Source organism: Nocardia sp. CS682, from assembly GCF_004634405.1.
Taxonomy (GTDB): Bacteria; Actinomycetota; Actinomycetes; order Mycobacteriales; family Mycobacteriaceae; genus Nocardia; species Nocardia ninae.
Genome location: NZ_CP029710.1, coordinates 2559031 through 2578443 on the forward strand (window position 1 = coordinate 2559031; position 19413 = coordinate 2578443).

Annotated in this window: 15 protein-coding genes and 1 pseudogene; 7 read left to right on the top strand and 9 right to left on the bottom strand. The window is 68.0% G+C overall.

Features of this window, described 5'->3' with window-relative positions; translation table 11 throughout:
* Window positions 1-26 precede the first annotated feature (26 nt).
* From DMB37_RS11465 to DMB37_RS11475, 3 genes are all read left to right on the top strand, one after another.
* A complete protein-coding gene (locus DMB37_RS11465; RefSeq protein WP_135232683.1) occupies window positions 27-1196 on the top strand; it encodes a thiolase family protein in 1170 nt (389 codons plus the stop codon).
* 37 nt (window positions 1197-1233) lie between these two features.
* Complete coding sequence (locus DMB37_RS11470) at window positions 1234-2253, top strand: phosphotransferase family protein (RefSeq protein WP_135232684.1); 1020 nt, start codon at window positions 1234-1236, stop codon at window positions 2251-2253.
* A 121-nt stretch (window positions 2254-2374) separates the two neighbouring features.
* Window positions 2375-2953, top strand: coding sequence for a pyridoxamine 5'-phosphate oxidase family protein (locus tag DMB37_RS11475; RefSeq protein ID WP_135232685.1), 579 nt, complete (start codon window positions 2375-2377; stop codon window positions 2951-2953).
* A gap of 78 nt (window positions 2954-3031) precedes the next feature.
* Here the strand turns inward: DMB37_RS11475 and DMB37_RS11480 are convergent, their stop codons facing one another.
* The 3 genes from DMB37_RS11480 to DMB37_RS11490 all read right to left on the bottom strand — a co-directional run bounded on the left by DMB37_RS11480 (window position 3032) and on the right by DMB37_RS11490 (window position 6516).
* A complete protein-coding gene (locus DMB37_RS11480) occupies window positions 3032-4978 on the bottom strand; it encodes an MFS transporter (RefSeq protein ID WP_135232686.1) in 1947 nt (648 codons plus the stop codon).
* Between the two features lie 315 nt (window positions 4979-5293).
* Entirely contained in the window at window positions 5294-5623 is a 330-nt protein-coding gene (locus DMB37_RS11485) for a transglycosylase family protein (protein WP_135232687.1), read from the bottom strand.
* 425 nt (window positions 5624-6048) lie between these two features.
* Window positions 6049-6516, bottom strand: a complete 468-nt coding sequence (locus tag DMB37_RS11490) for a PaaI family thioesterase (protein WP_135232688.1) — start codon at window positions 6514-6516, stop codon at window positions 6049-6051.
* 250 nt (window positions 6517-6766) lie between these two features.
* On the opposite strand from DMB37_RS11490, the gene DMB37_RS11495 reads away from it, so the two are divergent.
* Window positions 6767-7714, top strand: a complete 948-nt coding sequence (locus tag DMB37_RS11495) for a hypothetical protein (protein ID WP_240772341.1) — start codon at window positions 6767-6769, stop codon at window positions 7712-7714.
* Between the two features lie 190 nt (window positions 7715-7904).
* The gene (locus DMB37_RS11500; RefSeq protein ID WP_135232689.1) at window positions 7905-10598 is read left to right on the top strand and encodes a discoidin domain-containing protein; all 2694 of its coding nucleotides are present in this window, start codon (window positions 7905-7907) and stop codon (window positions 10596-10598) included.
* Between the two features lie 20 nt (window positions 10599-10618).
* Here the strand turns inward: DMB37_RS11500 and DMB37_RS11505 are convergent, their stop codons facing one another.
* A complete protein-coding gene (locus DMB37_RS11505) occupies window positions 10619-12385 on the bottom strand; it encodes a gamma-glutamyltransferase family protein (protein WP_135237500.1) in 1767 nt (588 codons plus the stop codon).
* A 156-nt stretch (window positions 12386-12541) separates the two neighbouring features.
* Between DMB37_RS11505 and DMB37_RS11510 the strand changes: the two genes are divergently transcribed.
* Window positions 12542-14182, top strand: coding sequence for a BCCT family transporter (locus DMB37_RS11510; protein ID WP_135232690.1), 1641 nt, complete (start codon window positions 12542-12544; stop codon window positions 14180-14182).
* 40 nt (window positions 14183-14222) lie between these two features.
* Here the strand turns inward: DMB37_RS11510 and DMB37_RS41910 are convergent.
* Together DMB37_RS41910 and DMB37_RS11520 are read right to left on the bottom strand one after the other, a co-directional pair.
* Window positions 14223-14856 (bottom strand): annotated as a pseudogene (locus DMB37_RS41910) (response regulator).
* Entirely contained in the window at window positions 14853-16028 is a 1176-nt protein-coding gene (locus DMB37_RS11520; RefSeq protein WP_370465406.1) for a sensor histidine kinase, read from the bottom strand. The pseudogene DMB37_RS41910 and the gene DMB37_RS11520 overlap by 4 nt, the downstream one beginning before the upstream one ends.
* A 204-nt stretch (window positions 16029-16232) precedes the next feature.
* Here DMB37_RS11520 and DMB37_RS11525 point away from each other — a divergent pair, with 204 nt between their 5' ends.
* Window positions 16233-17771: a multicopper oxidase family protein gene (locus DMB37_RS11525; protein WP_135232691.1), complete on the top strand. Its 1539-nt coding sequence runs from the start codon at window positions 16233-16235 to the stop codon at window positions 17769-17771.
* A gap of 8 nt (window positions 17772-17779) precedes the next feature.
* Here DMB37_RS11525 and DMB37_RS11530 read toward each other — a convergent pair whose 3' ends face one another.
* The 3 genes from DMB37_RS11530 to DMB37_RS41330 all read right to left on the bottom strand — a co-directional run bounded on the left by DMB37_RS11530 (window position 17780) and on the right by DMB37_RS41330 (window position 19397).
* Window positions 17780-18535 carry an NYN domain-containing protein gene (locus tag DMB37_RS11530; protein ID WP_135232692.1) on the bottom strand — a complete coding sequence of 252 codons (756 nt, stop codon included), beginning with the start codon at window positions 18533-18535 and terminating at the stop codon, window positions 17780-17782.
* A 97-nt stretch (window positions 18536-18632) separates the two neighbouring features.
* Window positions 18633-18788 carry a DUF6131 family protein gene (locus DMB37_RS40475; RefSeq protein ID WP_167768811.1) on the bottom strand — a complete coding sequence of 52 codons (156 nt, stop codon included), beginning with the start codon at window positions 18786-18788 and terminating at the stop codon, window positions 18633-18635.
* A 60-nt stretch (window positions 18789-18848) separates the two neighbouring features.
* Window positions 18849-19397 (bottom strand): hypothetical protein, encoded by a 549-nt coding sequence (locus DMB37_RS41330; RefSeq protein WP_240772342.1) that lies wholly within the window; start codon window positions 19395-19397, stop codon window positions 18849-18851.
* Window positions 19398-19413 lie beyond the last annotated feature (16 nt).

Sequence of the window (19413 nt, forward strand, 5' to 3'; positions counted from 1 at the left end):
ACTAACTTAGCTGATCGGAGAGGGCTATGAGGTCCGCCGTCATCGTCGATGTCGTTCGTACCCCGTCGGGCAAGGGGAAGGTCGGGGGTGGGTTGTCAGGGGTACATCCGGCCACCTTGCTCGCCGGGGTGCTGACCGAGTTGGTGGCGCGCAACGGGCTGGATCCGGCGCTGATCGATGATGTGGTCGGCGGGTGCGTGACGCAGAGCGGTGAGCAGGCGTTCAACATCAGCAGGACGGCGGCGCTGGCCGCGGGGTTCCCGGAGTCGGTGCCCGCGACGACGGTGGACCGGCAGTGCGGATCGAGTCAGCAGGCGGCGCATTTCGCGGCGCAGGGGGTGATCTCGGGGGCGTATGACATCGCGATCGCCTGCGGCGTGGAGTCGATGAGCCGGGCGCCGATGTTCTCCAACGCCCAGGGCAAAGATGCGAACAAGGGTCCGTTGGCGCATCGGTATCCGGAAGGTCTTGTGCAGCAAGGCATCGCGGCCGAGGTGATCAGTGCGCGGTGGAAATTCGACCGGGTCACGCTCGACGAGTTCGCGGCACGCTCACACCGGCTCGCCGCGGAAACGGCCGCAGCAGGCGGATTCGGAAGCGAGCTGGTCGCCGCGGGCACCTTGACCGCGGACGAGACGATCCGCCCCACGACCACCGCCGAAGGCCTGGCGGGACTGAAACCCGCGTTCGTGGACGACCAGTTCGCCCAGCGGTTCCCGGAGATCGAGTGGTCGATCACGCCGGGCAACTCCTCCCCGCTGACCGATGGCGCGTCGGCCGCGTTGATCATGAGCGAGGAAGCCGCGAACAAGCTGGGTTTACGTCCCAGGGCGCGGTTCCATTCCTTCTCGGTGGTCGGCGACGACCCACTGCTCATGCTGACCGCCGTCATCCCGGCCACCCGCAAGGTGCTGGAGCGGGCAGGCCTGAGCATCGACGACATCGACGCCTATGAGGTGAACGAGGCGTTCGCCCCGGTTCCGCTGGTGTGGCAGCACGAGCTGGGCGCGGATCCGGCCAAGCTGAACCCGCGCGGCGGCGCGATCGCCCTCGGCCACCCCCTCGGCGCCTCCGGCACCCGTATCCTGGCCACCATGGTCAATCATCTCGAACAGACCGGCGGCCGCTATGGCCTGCAAACCATGTGCGAGGCAGGCGGTTTGGCCAACGCCACCATCATCGAGCGTCTCGGATGACGCGCACCGCGCACCGGCCGGTCGAGTTGGTGACCCGATGACCGCGGCACTGGCCGGCCTCGATCTACCGGTGCTGCAACGGTATTTCGAGGCCAACGTGCCGCAAACCGCAGGGCCGCTGACGGCATCGCTGCTGAAAGGCGGCAAATCCAACCTCACCTACCGCCTGAACGACGGAACCAACGACTGGGTGCTGCGCCGCCCGCCGCTCGGCCCGCTCACCCCCACCGCGCACGACATGGCTCGCGAATTTCGCATCGTCGCCGCGTTGCAGAACACGGATGTGCCTGTCGCACAGACGGTCACGTTATGCGAGGACACCGAGGTGATCGGTGTCCCGTTCGCGGTGGTCTCGTTCGTGGACGGCCACGTCCTGCAGGACGGCGACCAGACCGCCGCACTCACCACCGAGCAGGCCAAGGCCTGCTCGGAAGCACTCATCGACACCCTCGCCGCACTGCACGCGGTCGACTACACCGCCGTCGGCCTCGCCGAATTCGGCCGCCCCGCCGGATACCTCGGCCGCCAGGTGAAACGCTGGCGCGGCCAGTGGGATCGCGTCGCCACCCGCGAGCTCGCCGCCCTCGACCGCCTCACCGACGCGCTGCGCACCGCGCTGCCGGAGCAGGCGGCCGAGACCATCGTGCACGGCGACTACCGCTTGGACAACACGATCGTGGCCCGCGACGACTTCGGCACGATCGCCGCCGTGGTCGACTGGGAGATGGCCACGCTCGGCGACCCGCTCGCCGATCTCGGCCTGCTCCAGGTCTATTGGGACGATCGTTGCGAGCCGGTGCTCGGGGTCCGGCACGCGCCGAGCGCCAACCCCGGTTTCCTGTCCACCGCGGAGATCGCCGAACGCTACGCCGCCGCAACGGGTTACTCGCTGACGCACCTGCCGTTCTATCAGGCCCTCGGCTACTTCAAGTTGGCGGTCATCGCGGAGGGTATTCACCAGCGCTTCCTCGCGGGCAAGACGGTGGGCGAGGGCTTCGCCACGATCGGCGCGGCCGTGCCGCTACTGCTCGACGCGGGGCTCGAAACGCTCGGATGACGCGCAGCACCCGCGTCACCGGCGGGCACGTGATCTGAGCCTCAGCCGCCCATCGACACTCACCCCGGAGTTACGCTCGAACCCGGAGTCCTGTCATGGGACGGCTAGGGAAAGGGCCCGGATGGCGAAGGTCTTCTCGCATCTCGACGACGCGCTCCGCAAGTTCATCGCTGAGCAGTCGATGTTCTTCGTCGCGACCGCCCCTTCCGAAGGCGGGCGAGTCAACCTGTCCCCCAAGGGCTACCGCGACACCTTCGCCGTGCTCGACGACCATACCTTCGCCTACCTCGATCTCTACGGCAGCGGCGCGGAAACCATCGCGCACCTGCGCGACAACGGGCGCATCACGGTGATGTTCTGCTCGTTCTCCCGCACCTCGCGGATCCTGCGACTCTTCGGCACCGGCCGGCTGGTGCGCCCGGACTCCGCCGAATTCGACACCCTCCGACCGCATTTCGGCCTCCAGCATCCCGGACTCCGCGGCGCCATCGTCGTCACCGTCGACCGCATCGCCGACTCCTGCGGCTACTCGGTCCCCTACCTCGAGCTCGTCGACGAACGGCCGGTGCTGGACAAACTGCACGGCAGCCGCAGCGACGACGACTTCGCCCGCCGCATCGTCGGCGACAACGCGACCAGCCTCGACGGCCTGCCCGCGCTCGAGCCGGACCACCCGATACCCTCCGCCATCCCCCGCTGACCACCTGGGACGCCGTCGACGAGGTGAAACTCGCGGACGGCGTCCAGGTGCTGTGCGAGGTGACCCGGTGTCGAGTGCTTACCGCCCGCTCGGCAGCGGCGTCAGCGCCGCCAATTCCCGCTGGACCAGCCGATCGTGCGCGTCGGCCTGGGCCGCCGCCTTCTTGGGGTTCCAGTGCCCTGCCATCAGGAAAACGAACGGCAGGAACGCGATCTGCGCGATAAGGCAGATCCACCACCACCGCTCCCACTGGTTCGGCGAATCGGCCTGAGCCTGCTGGACCTCTTTCGCGTGCGCGGCCAAATAGGCCTGATCGTCGGCGGGAATGGCGCCGACCGCCTGGAGTTGCCGCCCCGCCTGCTCGAGCTTCGCACCCACGCTGCCCAGGACGGCGAGGTCGGCGGCCGGAATCTGCTGGACCGCGGTGAGCCGGGTGATCGCCTGATCCGGCGGGATACCGAACTTCTTCGCCACCTGCTCCACCGCCGCGAGCCCGGCGGTCCCGTCCTGCGGGTTCGCGGCGAGCGCCGCCTGCGTGGCCGGTTCGATGGCCTGCAGCGTCGCGAGTTCGTCGGTGTATCGGCCGCTGAGCACGAACGCCTGCTGGATCTCAGCGGGCGACGCACCGGTCAGCTTGTTCAGCGCCGTCACCATGGCGACCTGGTCGTTCGGGTTCTTACCCAGTGCCGCAAGCGTTTCCGGCCCGACCTGTTGCATCGTCGCCAACTGCGGACCGTACTTCGACTGGATCTCGTGCAGCCGTGGACCGTGGTTGACCAGCGGACCCGCCGCGTTCACCACCACGAGCAGGCCGAAAAGCACCACGGTGACGACGCTGCGCAGCGTGCCACCCCACACCGCGAGGCCGACCGCGGTCGCCGCCGGATTGCGCTGCTCCACGGTCTCGGTGAAGCTGGCCATCCAGGTCGAGTAAGCGATGCCGGTGCCGACGGCGATGATCACGAAAACCCAGGCGAACGTGTAGTAGCCGGTGCCGGGCTCGTCGGTGTACCCGATGAACAGATACATGCCGACGATGCTGATCAGCGCGCCGACGATCATGAACGGCTTGCGCACCTTGAGGTAGTCCGAGGCGATGCCCGCCAGCACCAGGGCGAGGGCGTTGGCGGTCCAGTACCAGTTGCCGAGCGCATTGGCCTTGGCCGGGCTGAAGCCGAAATTCGTGGCCATGTAGACGGGCAGGAAGGACACGATCGTGTAGAAGAACGCCAGGAACAGGCTGATGGCCAACGCCGACCCGACGATGTCGAGGTGCAGCATCTGGCGCCACTGCCCCTGTTCCAGGGCGCGCACATCCAGTCCGCGGGCGCGCGCCTCGATCAACGCCCGGTCGCGCAGCGACACCATGATCTGGTCGCGCAGTTGCGGGCTCAGCTCACGCAGGCCGATCACCGCGATCACCGCGATGACCAGGCAGATCACCCCGCACAGCCGGTAGTGGTACTGCCAGTCGGGATGCGCGTCCAGTGTCCGGGTGGAGATCTGGGTGGTGACCAGGGCGCCGATGACCGGCCCGAGAGTCCAGAATCCCATGGCGGAGGCGCGGCCGAGCTGCGGCGAGAAGTCACGGATGAGCGCGGGCGTGGCCACCAGGACGGCGCCTTCGACGATGCTCACCAGGCAGTAGACGACGAGGTACTGCTCTTTCGTGGTGGTCGCGGGCACCGCGAACAGGGTCAGCAGCGAGCAGATCACCACGCCGTAGGCGACGATATTGGCCCGTCCCCACCGGTCGAGCACGCCCGCGAGCACCGAGGCGGCCGCGCCGAACGCGGCGCCGATGATGAAGATCCAGACGAAGTAGGCGAACGAGAGGTCGAAATAGGCGATCAGCTCATTGCCCACCGCGCCGGTGACGAACAACTGGTAGTAGAGCGCGATCGAGGTGATGACGACAACGGCCAGATACCAGGAGCGAGCGGGGGTATCGGGATAGTGCGGTAGCTTGCGCTGCCACAGCCCGGTGAGAATGGTCGGCGGGGCTGCGGTGGTGGTCGAACTCATGGTCGAGATGCCTTTCTAGCCACGGCATCTCGTCCAGTTCTACGGCGAGCCAGCACGAAGGAAGCCGGGTGGCAACAGGCTAGTGATACCCGTCACCGGCTGCAGGCATTTCGACTCACGAGACCGAAACGTGTTCTAGTTCGAAATCCTGGGATGAAATATCTGAGCGCTCGCTCGATCATCCACGGATTCGATAATGCGAAAGACATTCGACGTGCGAGAAACATTCTCGTAGTCGGGCAATAATGTTCGCCCGCTAATCGCCCCGAAATAGCCCGGCGCCTACCGCGTTGCGCGGTAGGCGCCGGAGACGCATCAGAGGTAGGCGCCGCACACCGGCCAGGCGCCGGGGCCCTGGGTGGCGAGCACGTTCTCCGCGACGCGGATCTGCTCGGCCCGGCTGGCGTTGCTCGGGCTGCCGACGCCGCCGTTGGCGGTCCAGGTGCTCTGGGTGAACTGCAGGCCACCGGAGAAGCCGTTACCGGTCTCGATCCCCCAGTTGCCGCCGCTCTCGCACTGCGCGACGGCGTCCCAGTCGTGGGCCGACGCGGTGGCGGTGGACAGGCCGAAGGGGACGGCCACGAGGGCGCCCAGTGCGGCGGTGAAGCCGAGGACGCGGGTATTGAACTTGCGATTATGCGACATATGAGTTCCTGCCTGCGCCTACCGGCCCGGCATCTGCTCGCCGTGCCCCTGTCCCCAGGGAGGTCGGGGATCCTCGAACCGTGGGACAGGGTCACCGGCATTCAACGGTTCGAGTTCGAGCCCGTCATCGATCGGGCTCCGGCGACGGTAGCGAAGAAGTCGCTACTAATCACGTGCCGATCACGCCGGAACTTCCTGAACCCCAACTGGAGGGTTATGCCGTTTATGCATCTCGAGCAGGCAAGAAGAATCGCCGCCGAGCACTGAGATTGTTACGTTATGTGCCCGAGATCACCACGAAATTGTGGCGCCGGTCGCACGGCGACACGGCGGTGTCCCACTCAGCGGGACAACAAAGAAAACCTCGCTGTGCACGCCTCGAAAAGCGGGTAAATCCCCGCGACGAACGGTTCGGCGCCGAACCCTTACTTGCCGTGCGCCCGCAGTTGATAAAGCCCCTCGGTCTCCGCGACGACAACGCCGTCGGCATCGGTGACCACGGCGGTCAACGTGAAGTTCGACTTCCCCGTGGCAGCGGCTTCTTCGGCGATCCGCGCGATCTCGTCCTCGGACAACCGCGCCTCGGCGCGCACATCGGTCTTCGCAGGCTTGCGGAAGAACACGTGCAGGTCCTTGACCAGCGGGTAGAACTCGGAGTTGTCGAAGGTGGCGATCGCGATCGCGCCACCGAGGATCTCGGCCACCGTGAACAGCACCCCGGCGTACATCACCCCGTAGTGGTTGCCGTTGCCCTCGATCGGCACCGTCGTCGCCGCGAACCCGCGCCGCACGTCGACCGCGGTCACCCCCATCCGATGCGCGATCGGAATGGTGAATTCCAGCGCCCCGTTGACGATCTCCGCGAACGGCGGAGTCTCCACCTCGTCACTCATCGCGCACCACTCCTTCACACCGGAGGCGACCAGCACCTCGTCTCTGCCACCTCGGCCGATCTCCCCGAAGCGTAGCCCGCCCGCTCGCAAACGCGGTGCGGCGCTGACCGTCTCGCAGGTTTGCCGGTGCCACGCCGGGGCAACCGGCGTACGTGATCTCCCGCCGCCAGGAGCGCATACTGCACTGGATTTCCGGCGCTTCGGGCTCCGTGGCGGCGAGTCGCACCCACCAGAGACAGCCGAGGTATGCATGAGCACCATGGACAAAGCCGCGATCACCGTGGCCGCACTGACGTTCGCCGGGTTGTCGGCGGTGGTCGCGCCCGCAGCGCACGCCGCGCCGGTGTGCGGCGGCGCGGGACAACCGACGGTGCCTGCCGCGGCACTGCCCGGGGCACTGGAAGGACTGACCGTCGATGCACGCGGCCGTGCCTTCACCACGGATCTGGCGACCGGGCGGGTGTATCGCATCGACGCGCCAGGCGCCGTGCCGGTGCCCATTGCCACCGTGCCGAGCGGCGGTGGGGGTGCCCTCGCTTGGACGCCGGACGACAAATTGCTGGTCGGCTATGGCGCGGACGCGCGCTCGTTCGCCGGTGACACGCTGCGGCACGCCGGGATCATCACCCTCGATCCGGATACCGGCGCGACCGCGCCCTACGCTGCGGGGCTCAGTGCCGCGAACGGCATGGACGTCGCGCAGGACGGAACCGTCTACGCCACCAACGACTTCGGCAATCTGGTCGGCCGGGTCTACCCGAACGGCGCGGTCCAGGCCGATTGGGCGTCGTTCCCGAGCGCGAACGGTGCGGTTCTCGGCACCGATGACGAATACCTCTATGTCAGCAGGACATTCGCTGATCCGGGGGTGAGCCGGATCCCCACCGCCAACCCGGGTGCGCCGCAGTCGCTGCTCGACCTCGGCGGCGGCGACGCGCTCGCCGCGCCGGACGGTCTGACGCTCGATTCGCTGGACCGCCCGGTGGTCCCCCTCAACACGGCAGGTCAGGTCATCCGGATCGACGCTCCGAACCAATACTGCGTTCTCGGCGGTGGCAACCCGATGACGAGTGTGCTCACATACGGTCGCGGCAGCAGCGGGTTCTCGGCGGGCCGCCTCTTCGGCGCCACCTTCACCGGCCTCATCTACGAAATTCCCGGTGGCTTCGACCCGAACGCCCGCACCGCGACGCCGTAAGGGCGCGACACCGCAACCAGGCGACGACGAGACCCTGCGACACCCGCCGCGGATCACCGTGGCCGAATCGCCGCCGACGGGCGATCATAGGATGACTACTGGTCGGCTGTCCCCGTCATCTCCCTCTCTGGACCCGGACCCGCGTAGCCGAGCACGACACCATCGTCCATGCGTCACATGGAGGTACGGAATGCGTTCTCGCACCACGCTCCTGGTCGGTATCGCGCTGGTCGCAGCGGTCGTGTTGGTGGTTGTCGGGGTGGTGTTCGCCATCCGGCACAACCCGCAGGAGCGGTCCGCGTCCGTCTGCCCGAATGACGATGCCGCGTCCGCGCCGGGCTGGATGTCGTCGAACGCCGAGGTGGACGCCGGTTTCGAGCGACATCCGTTCGTCGGCAACGGTTATCTCGGGTTGCGCGTGCCACCCCGTGGCGCCGGGTACGTGTCGACGGGTGAGCCCAGCGGCTGGCCGCTGTATACCCCGCGCTACGACGGCGCTTTCGTCGCCGGCCTGTACGGGCACACGCCTGCGCTGGCCGACGATCGCGAGGTCGCCGCCGCCATCCCGAACTGGTCGGCGCTCACTGTCGGTGTCGGCGCCGACACCTACGCAGCGGACACACCGGCCGAGCGGATCACGAACTTCACCCAGACCCGCTACCTGCGCTGCGGGCTGGTGCGCACCGCGCTCACCTGGACCAACCGGGACGGCAAGGCCACCGATCTGGTGTACGACGTCGTAACGGATCGAGTCGACCAGCACGTGGGCGCGGTCCATCTCACCCTCGTCCCGCACTGGTCCGGGGAGCTCACCGTGACCGATGTGCTCGACGGCGCGGGCGCCCGCCGAATCACCCAGACCCACGGCGACGCGGGCGCTGACGGCGTCCGAGTCGGCTTCCGCACTGACGGCACCGGAGTCGACGGCGCGGTCGCGTCGGTGCTGAGTACGGGCGCGTCGCAGCAGTCGACGGCGCAGGATCTCACCGCCAGCCAGCAGACCCGTCTCTCCGTGCAAGCCGGAAAGTCTTACGAGGTCACGAAGTTCGTCGGTGTCGACACCGAACTCACCACCGCCGATCCCGCTGCGGCCGCGCACGACGCCGCGCTGCGGGCGGCCCGCAAGGGCTGGCCGGACCTGCTTGCGGGCACGGCGGCGGCCTGGCGCTCGTTGTGGCAGGGCGATCTCGAGGTACCCGGCAACCCCGACCTACAGTCGTGGACCCGCGGCGCACTGTATTCGCTGTACTCGAGCACGAATGCCCAACAGGACAACAGCATTTCGCCCGTCGGACTCAGCAGCGACAACTACGCGGGCGCGGTGTTCTGGGATGCCGACATCTGGATGTTCCCCGGCCTGCTCCAGTTGGCGCCCGATCTCGCCAAATCCGTGGTGGAGTACCGCTACAAGACGTTGCGTGCCGCGCAGGCGAATGCCCAGCAGCTCGGCTACCGCGGCGCCTTCTACCCGTGGACCAGCGCGAGCCGGGGCGCCCTGGCGGAGTGCCACAGCTGGGATCCGCCGCATTGCCTCACCCAGATCCATCTGCAAGGCGACATCGCCCTCGCGGCCTGGCAGTACTACCTCGCCACCGGCGACACCGGCTATCTGCGCGATCGCAGTTGGCCGATCATGCGGAACCTGGCCGAATTCTGGGCCTCGCGGGTGACACCGAACCCCGACGGCAGCTACTCGATCGACAATGTCGCTGGCCCCGACGAATACAGCAACGGCGTCAAAGACGGGGTCTACACCAACGCGGTTGCCGCACTGGCGCTGCGCAATGCGGCTCGGGCCGCAGCGATCCTCGGGGAGCCCGCCCCGCCCGAGTGGACCGCGATCGCCGAGCACCTGCGCATGCCCTTCGACCCGGCCCGGCAGATATTCGCCCAGTACGACGGCTATCCCGGAACCTCGCTCAAGCAGGCGGACACCGTGTTGCTGATCTATCCGCTGGAATGGCCTATGTCGCGGGAGGTTTCGACCAACACGCTCGAATATTACGCCGAGCGCACCGATCCCGACGGGCCCGCGATGACCGACTCGGTGCATGCCATCGACGCCGCGGCCATCGGCACGCCGGGTTGTGCGACCGATACCTACCTCGAGCGCGCGGTGCGGCCGTTCGTGCGCGCGCCGTTCGGGCAGTTCGCGGAGGCCCGCGGCAGCAAGGCGGGTGCCAAGGATCCCCTGGCGGGCGCGCCTGCGTTCACCTTCGTCACCGCCGCGGGCGGTTTCCTGCAAACGTTCACCAACGGACTGCTCGGGCTGCGACTGCGGGCCGACGAGGTTCGCATCGATCCGATGCTGCCCCCGGATCTGAGTTCGGGGTTGCATATCCGTGGCATGCGGTGGCAAGGCAGAACTTTCGACGCCGAGATCGGACCCGATGACACGAAGCTCACGCTGAAGGACGGTGCGGAGATGCGGGTCCAGACCGCGACCGGCACCGAACTGGTCAGCCGTGATCAGCCATTGAGCGTCAAGACCCGCCGACCGGACCTGACGCCCACCGACAACGTCGCCCGCTGCAAGCCCGTCTCGGTGAGTTCGGCCGAACCCGGCCGCTACGCCGACGCCGCCGTCGACGGCAGCAACGCCACCGGCTGGGCTCCCGACGCCGAACAAGGCAGCCTCACTGTCGACCTGGGCACCGAAACGCTTGTCGGCCGGATACTTCCACGCTGGTCGGACCCCGCGCCGGCGACGTCCACCATCTCGGTGTCCGCTGACAACCAGACCTGGACGCCGGTAACCGTCGATCCGGCAACCGGCGCGGCCGCGAACCCGATCCCTGCCCGCTACATCCGACTGAACGTTACGACCGCCGATCCGGCCGTCCATCCCGGGCTCCGCGAACTAGAGGTCAGCGCCTCGAAATAGCCGACGCGCAGCCACGATATTCAGCGCCCGACGGCGTAGCCCTGCATGCCGCGCGGGTTCGCGGCGGCCGACAGCACACCCGACTCCGGGTCCCGAGCCACGGCGCACAGCCGACCTTCCGACCAGGGTTCGCCGACGGTGACATCGTGTCCGCGTCGGCGCAGGTCGTCGATGATCGACTCGCCGATCCTGGACTCCACCACGACACCGCCCGGTTCCATGTCCCGCGGGTAGAACGAGCTGGGAAACGACGTGCCATGCCAATTCGGTGCGTCGATCGCGGCTTGCAGATCCAAGCCGCCGTAGGCGACGGACAGGAAGAAGTGCAACTGCCACTGATCCTGCTGGTCACCGCCGGGCGTACCGAAGGCGAGCACCGGAACGCCATCGCGCAAAGCCAAGGTCGGAGTCAGGGTGGTGCGCGGACGATGGCCTGGCACAAGGGTATTCGGCAGGCCCTCGTCCAACCAGGCCATCTGCAGGCGGGTGCCGAGCGGAAAACCGAGCTCCGGGATGACGGGATTGGAGTGCAGCCAACCGCCGCTCGGGGTTGCCGAGATCATATTTCCCCACTGGTCGACGATGTCGAAATGGCAAGTGTCGCCTCGTGCTTCGCCCGCACTGGCCAGTGACGGTTCCCCCGCACCCGGCTCGTCGGCCACCGGAGCCGTGCCGCCGATGTGCGAGCTGAGCAGTGGCGTACGCCCGTCCGGGCTGCCGGGACGCAGTTCGTAGGAGGCCTTCGCGTCGATCAGCGCGCGCCGCTGCGCGTTGTACTCCGCCGAAAGCAGCACCGACACCGGCACATCGGGCACATCGCCGTACCAGGCCTCGCGGTCGGCCATGGCCAGCTTGCCGCCCTCGATGAGCAGGTGGACGTACTCGGCGGAGCCATAAGCCGGGAGATCCGTCGGCAGCAGCGCGAGTTGCTGCAGGAAGACCGGTCCCTGACTCCACGGCCCCATCTTGCACAACGTCCAGCCGTGCCAGTCGTAGGTCGCGGGCGCCTCGTAGGTCGCCGACCAGTCGGCCAGGTCCGCCGCCGTCAGGGTGCCGACGTGCCGCTCGCCGCTGGTGTCGAGGGTGGGCCGCGCCGACTGCCGCAGCATCGCCTCGGCGACGAATCCGCTGCGCCAAATGCGCCGGGCCGCTTCGATTTCCGCCACCCGGTCGCCACCGCCCGCGGCGACGGCTTCGTCGATCAACCGGCGCCACGTCCGGCCAAGCGCCGGATTGCGGAACAACTCACCGGGTTTCGGCGCGATGCCGTCGCGCAGGTACACCTCGGCCGAGGAAGTCCATTCGGTGGTGAAGAGTTCGCGGACCTCCTCCACCTGTTGCCGCACCCGCGGAACGGGCGGGTGCCCGTCCTGCGCGTAACCGATGGCGAAGCTGAGCAGCTCGGCCAGCGACCGCGTGCCGTAATCACGCAGCAACACCATCCAGGCGTCGAACGCGCCGGGTACCGCGGCCGCCAACGGCCCGGTGCCCGGAATGAATTCGAGCCCGAGCCCGCGATAGTGCGCGGCGCTCGCGCCTGCGGGAGCGGGTCCCTGCCCACACAGCACCCGGACCGGTTCACCCACCGGGGCGAGGATCATCGGCGCCTCGCCCGCAGGCCCGTTGAGGTGCGGCTCCACCACGTGCAGCACGAATCCGGCGGCCACCGCCGCGTCGTAGGCGTTGCCGCCGCGTTCGAGCACGGCCATCGCGGACTGCGACGCCAGCCAGTGGGTGGACGACACCATCCCGAAGGTGCCCCGCAAAGTCGGCCTGGTGGTGAACATCTCGAACCCTCCGGTCACGCGCTCGCTCCGCGCCCGGACCGGCGCGATTCCCTGTGGAAAATACCGCCCGCACCGCCCATACCGCCGCACGCACCTGCGGCTGGGAGCGGCGCGTCCATTCGGCTAATCGGCCGTTACCCGTAATAGTTGAGGGCGATGGCTACCGACACAGACACGACCCCAACCGGACCCGACCTTCGCCTCATCGGCATCGGCATCGCCACGGTGATCGCCGGCGTCGGCTGGGCGGCCCTGGGCAAGGACAGCTTCGGCTCCGCGTCGAAGACCGCGCTGGACTGGGTGCTCGGCAACTTCGACTGGCTGTTCGTGGTCTCCGCCGACGTCTTCCTGGTGCTCTGCGTGGTGATCGCGGTCAGTCGCTTCGGGCGGATCCGGCTCGGAAAGGACGACTCCGAACCGGAATTCAGCAACCTTGCCTGGATCGCCATGATGTTCAGCGCGGGCATGGGCATCGGGCTGATGTTCTACGGCGTCGGCGAGCCGCTGCAGCATTTCGTCGAGCCGCCACCGTCGACCGGGATCGAGCCGCAGACCACCGCGGCGGCCAGTGCGGCACTGCAGTATTCGCTGTTCCACTGGACGCTCACGCCGTGGGCGATCTACGGCATCGTCGGACTTGCCTTGGCCTACGCGGGTTTTCGGAAAGGGCGCGGCAATCGATTGTCCGCCGCCTTCGTGCCGTTGCTCGGTGAGCGCCGTGCGCAGGGGTGGGCGGGGCAGGCCATCGATCTGCTCGCGGTGTTCGCGACCGTCTTCGGCACGGCAACCAGTCTCGGCCTCGGCGCCTTGCAGGTCGCGAAGGGTTTGCAGCTCACCGCGGGTGCGCCGGACACGGTGACGGTGCAGCTCATCATCATCGGCGCGCTCAGCGCCGCCTTCGTGCTGTCGGCGTTCTCGGGGCTGCACAAGGGCGTCAAATGGCTGTCCACCGTCAATATTCTGCTGGCCGGGCTGCTCATGCTCTTCGTCTTCGTGCTCGGGCCGACGGTGTATGTGCTCGACAGCATTCCGTCCAGCATCGGCAACTACCTGACCAACCTGCTGCCGATGGCCACCCGGACCGGCGCCTACGCCGACCCCGCCTGGCTCGGTTCGTGGACGATCTTCTACTGGGCGTGGTGGTTGTCCTGGGCGCCGTTCGTGGGCACCTTCATCGCGCGCATCTCGCGCGGCCGCACCATCCGCGAGTTCCTCATCGGGGTGCTGCTGGTGCCGAGCGGGGTGACCGTCGTCTGGTTCTGCATCATGGGCGGCAGCGCCATCCGGCTGACCACCACCGGCGTCGCCGACCTCACCGCGAACGCCGCCGACGCCGAGGCCTCGCTGTTCGACATGCTCGACGCGCTGCCCGGCGGCACCATCACCTCCTGGGTCTCGATGATCCTGGTGATGACCTACTTCGTCACCAGCGCCGACTCCGCCTCCCTCGTCATGGGCTCGCTCACCAGCCGCGGCGCCCTCAATCCCCCGTCCTGGTTGGTCATCACCTGGGGCATCCTGATGGCGTCGGTAGCCGCCGTCCTGCTGGTCGCAGGCGGCCTCAACTCCCTGCAAACCGCCACCATCCTCGTCTCCCTCCCCTTCGTCCTCGTCATGCTCGCCCTCTGCTGGTCGCTCATGAAAGAACTCCGCGAAGACCCCGGCGCAGGCCCCGCCCCCAACCACCCCCTCTACGGCCTCCGCGACGCCGTCCGCGCCATGGTCGGCGAAGCGATCAACGACCGCACCCCACCCCGCCGCCGCGCCGACAACCGCCCCGTCCCCCTCGAACGCTGAACCTGGAGTCTCTGATTCGGACAGTCTCCGGTGCACCACTTCAGGTGAGTTTGTGGGCGTAGACGGCTAGGCGGACGCGGTTGTCGCAGGCGGTTTTGTCCATCAGGTTGGCTATGTGGGTTTTGATGGTGGTGACGCCGAGGTGTAGATGGTCGGCGATTTCCTGGTTGCTCCAGCCTTCGGCGATGAGGGTGAGGACTTCTCGTTCGCGGGGGTGAGGTTCGGTTGGGGGCGGGGGGTTCGGGGGTGGGGCGGGTTTCGATGGCGCGGGATATCAGGCGGCGCAGCAGGGGTGGGGAGAAGAGGATTTCGCCGTCGACGGTGCGGCGGATGGCGGTGAGCAGGTCGGTGGGGGCGGTGTCCTTGACGAGGTAGCCGGTGGCGCCTGCGGCCAGGGCGGGGAAGAGATGGTCGTCGTCGTCGAAGGTGGTGAGCACCAGTACTTTTGCGTGCGGGCGGGCGGCGACGATCTGTTCGGTCGCGGCGACGCCGTCCAGGCCGGGCATGCGTAGATCCATGAGGATCAGGTCGGGAGACAGTTCCGCGTTCAGGCGGATGGCTTCGATGCCGTTGGCGGCCTCGCCGACGACCTCGAAATCGGGGATGGATTCGATGAGCATGCGCAGGCCGGCCCGGACCAGACGCTGATCGTCGACCAGCAGCACCGTGATCATCGGGCGACACCCGCCGCGGTCGATACCTCGACAAGAGGTAGCCAGGCCTCGACCGCCCAGCCGTGCGCTGCGGCCCCGGCGGCGAAGGAGCCGCCCGCGAGTTCGACCCGTTCCCGCATGCCGATGATGCCGTGCCCGTCAGCGTTGGCACCGGGCCGCCCGCGGCTACGGACCCGAACGGCGATGCCCGCGTGCTCGCGGACCACGTCCACGTGGACCGGCGTGCCGCGCTCGGCGTGCTTCATCACGTTGGTGAGCGATTCCTGCACCAACCGCAGCAGGGTGAGCCTGCCGATCGCGTCGAGGCCGTCCAGCTCCGGCGCGATCTCGGCCGTGACGGGGAACCCGGCCACCTGCACCCGCCGCACCGCCGCCGCGACCTCGGTCCGCACGGCGGCCGCGTCCACCAGCGCGACTTCACCGAGCGCCGGATCACGCAGCGCGGCGAGCAACCTGCGGATGTCGGCGAGTGCGTCGGCGGCGGTCTGCCGTACGTCGTCGAGCACGGCGTCCACCCGGGGATCCTGATCGGCCACCACATGGCGGGCGATGCCGACTCGCAGCACGATCGAGGCCATGTGGTGCGCGATCAGATCGTGCAACTCCCGCGCCATGGCGCTGCGCTCGGCCGCCCGAGTGCGCGATTCGGCTTCGGCCCTGCGGTTTTCGGCATCGGCCGCGCGCAGCCGCAAGCTCGCCGCGAGATCGCGCTGGCCCCGCAGGTACAGCCCGAGCAGCAACGGCACACCGACATACGTGCCCGCCTCGACCACGGTGGCCGCGCCCCACAGGCTCGCTTCGTGGCTGCCCCACCGGCCGAGCACCACGGCCAGCGCCCAGCACCCCACCGCGACCAGCACCCCGCGGTTGCGCCGGGTGCGCATCACGACTTCGACCAGGGCGACGGCACCGAGGAACGGCACCAAACCCGACAGCCCCCACGCGGGCATCCGGAACAGCGGGACGGCCAGCACCGACAGCGCGACCGAGACGGCGAGCGGCCACCGATCCCCCACCACGAACAACCCGCCGGCGAGCATGGCAAGCAACCAGTAACCCCACGGCACCCGGTACTGCCCCGGGAAGGTGCTCGCCACCAGCAGCACCGGGACCAGCACGAGCGGCAGCCAACGCGCCACCAGCCGCAGATCGCGCCGCAACCGCATCTCCATCACACGTCAACGGTAGGGGAACACCTCGCGAGGGTCGCCGATCGCCTCAGCATCGACCCGACGAACGCCGTGTCTCTAGCACGCATCAACCGCTTCTACAAGGGCCCGCGGGCGGAGGCGATGCCCCCGAGACCCGACCGCGAGGACGATCTCCGCTACTCGACGGCAATCGAAGCTGGATAGACACCGATCGAAGGAGCAAACGTGGTCTCGAGACGAGGCTTCCTCACCGGGCTCACCGGACTCGCCGTAGTGCCGCTCGCCGCGGGCTGTGTCGCGCGATCACCCTCGCCGACCCCGAAGCCGTCCGTGACCAGGCCACTCCCGATACCGCCGCTCGCACCGTCCGCGGTGGACGCCGACGGCGTCCGCCACTTCCACCTCGACGTCCAGCAGGGCACGTCGGAGATCCTGCCGGGCACGCGCACACCCACCTGGGGCTACAACGGGTCCATCCTCGGCCCGACGCTGCGGGCCGAGCGGCACGAGTCGGTGGCGTTCACCATCCGGAACTCCCTGCCGGAGCCGACCACCGTGCACTGGCACGGCATGCACCTACCCGCGCGATGCGACGGCGGCCCCCATCAGACGATCGCCGCGGGAGGCACCTGGGAACCGGCTTGGACCATCGATCAGCAGGCCGCGACACTCTGGTACCACCCGCATCCGCACGGCGCCACGGAAAAGCATGTCTACCGCGGGCTTTCCGGCCTGTTCATCGTCGACGACGACGCCACCGACACCCTCGATCTGCCGAAAGAGTATGGCGTCGATGACATTCCGCTCGTCATCCAGGACCGGCGCTTCACCGCCGACGGCGCACTGGACGAAGCCGATCCCACCGATGTCGGCCTGCTCGGCGACACCATTGTCGTCAACGGCATCGCGGGCGCGCATCTGGATGTCCGCACCGACCGGGTCCGCCTGCGCATACTCAACGGATCGTCGGGCCGGATCTACAACTTGGCCTTCGCCGACGACCGCCCGTTCCACCTCGTCGCCACCGACGGCGGCCTGCTCGCGGCCCCGGCGACGCTGCACAACATCCAGCTGAGCCCGGGCGAGCGCGCCGAATTGGTGGTCGAGCTGCACGCCGGCGAGCGGATCATGCTGCGCGCACTGCCGATTCGGCAGCGCAGGGACATCGACCGCGCCGCCGCCTTCGGCTTCGATGACACCTTCGACATCCTGCAGCTCCGCGCGACAAAGACGCTGAAAACCTCCGCGCCCGTGCCGAATTCGCTCACCGCCATCCCCGCTCTGGCACCACTCGGTGCCACCCCCGACCACACCTTCGAGCTGAAGTGGTTCATGATCAACGGCCGCCGGATGGACATGAACCGCATCGACATGACCATCCCGGTCGACACCACGCAGGTGTGGTCGGTGCGCAACAACGACAACTGGCCACACAACTTCCACGTGCACGACGTCCAGTTCCAGGTGGTCGACATCGACGGCCAGGCCCCACCACCCGCCCTCGCCGGTTGGAAAGACACCCTCTACACCGAGCCGCAAGCCACCTACCGGCTGGCGATGCAGTTTGCCCAGCACAGCGACCCGACCTACCCGTACATGTTCCACTGCCATCTGCTGCTGCACGAGGACCACGGCATGATGGGTCAATTCCTGGTGCTCGCACCAGGCCAGCAGCCCGCCCCGATGCGGATGGAGATGCCCGGCATGGCGGCCGGCGACGGTACCACCGAGGGCAACCATCCGGGCTCCGGTCACCACGGCTGAGCAAACTGTTACTTCGTGGGCGGCCGGGTACGGATGTCGCGAACGTAGGTGACGGCTTGCTTGCCCTCACCGGGACTGCGCGTATCCAGATCGAAAAGCGTTGTGGCGGCGAACAGTTCGCCGAGCTTGCTGTACCCGTAGGTGCGCGGGTCGAAGTCGGGGCGCTGTTTGTTGATGATCGAGCCGACGCTGGAGAGGGTGGCCCAGCCGGAGTCGTCGGAGGCGGCGTCGACGGCGTTGCGGAGCAGGTTCATCAGTTTGGCGTCGCCTTTGAGTTGATTGGCGGCGGTGCGGCGGGCCGGGGTCGGCGACTCTTCCGTTGTGCCGGTGAGGTTTTCGGTGTAGATGAACTTGTCGCACGCGGCAACGAACGGTTTCGGGGTCTTGTGCTGGCCGAATCCGTAGACGGTGCGCCCGGATTCGCGGATGCGGCTGGCCAGCCGGGTGAAATCGCTGTCGCTGGAGACGATCACGAAGCCGTCGAGGTTGCCGGTGTACAGCAGATCCATCGCGTCGATGATCATCGCCGAGTCGGTGGCGTTCTTGCCGGTGGTGTAGCCGAACTGCTGGATCGGCTGGATCGACTGCGCGAGCAGCTGATCCTTCCACCCTTTCAGGTTGGTACTGGTCCAGTCGCCGTAGGCCCGCTTCACGTGCGCCGTCCCGTACTTGGCCACCTCGGCCAGCAACCCGTCGGCGATGCCGGGCTGGGCGTTGTCGGCGTCGATCAGCACCGCAAGCCGGGTCGCGTTGTCGCTGCTCAAAGCATTCCCCTTCGTCGGTCGGCTACCGGACAACGGTAGCCCGCCACCCCCGCGCCGACCGACCGACACCACACAACATGGCACCGAGGATGACCACTCAGTAGTAGTGCCGCCTACCACCCACCGGGTGGCCGGTGCTGCCCGCGACCAGCAGGACCGCACCCAGGATGAGGGCGACGAATCCGGCGACCGTGAGCAAAGGGATGCCGAGCAAGAATCCGGCGATGAGGAGAACGACTCCGAGCACGATCATGGGCGGTTACCTGATTTCGAATTACGTTCGATTACCTGAAGATTGCTGGCGGAACCCGCGCTACCGGCGCGTGGTGTCGGCCGGTTGCGGCTCGCCCGACTTCGGCTTGAACAGACGGCGCAGGCCGCCGGATGCGGCCTGCGGACCGTCTTGAGTGCCGACCGCCGGCGAACCGGCAGGCGGGCGCCCCTGGCCGCCGGGCAGGGTTTGACCGCCGGTTCCCGGCCCGGCGACGTTGCTGGACGCTACGGCCCCGGCTTCGGTGCCGGGTCGATCGGAGCGAACGGGCTGGTTCGGTGGGTATTGGTCGGGCGTGCGTCGGCTGCCGAACACCGGCGTCCGGCGGGTTGCCTTCAGCTCGCGGCGCGCGCTGGCGCCGCGGCGGGCGCTGCGTCGAGCACCGGTCAGCAGCAAGCTGAGCCCGGCGAGCCCGATGGCACCGACGACAATCCCGTAGAGAAACAACACTCCGGTCGAGCCGGTGACGTGGTAGCCGAAGACGGCGAAGTTGTCGGTGAGGGCGTGGGTGCTGCCGCCGTTGGCGAAGACGCCGGTGACCCCGACGATGACGGCGGCGAGCAGGATGACGAGCCCGATGATGACGAGCATATTGATCCTCAGATCT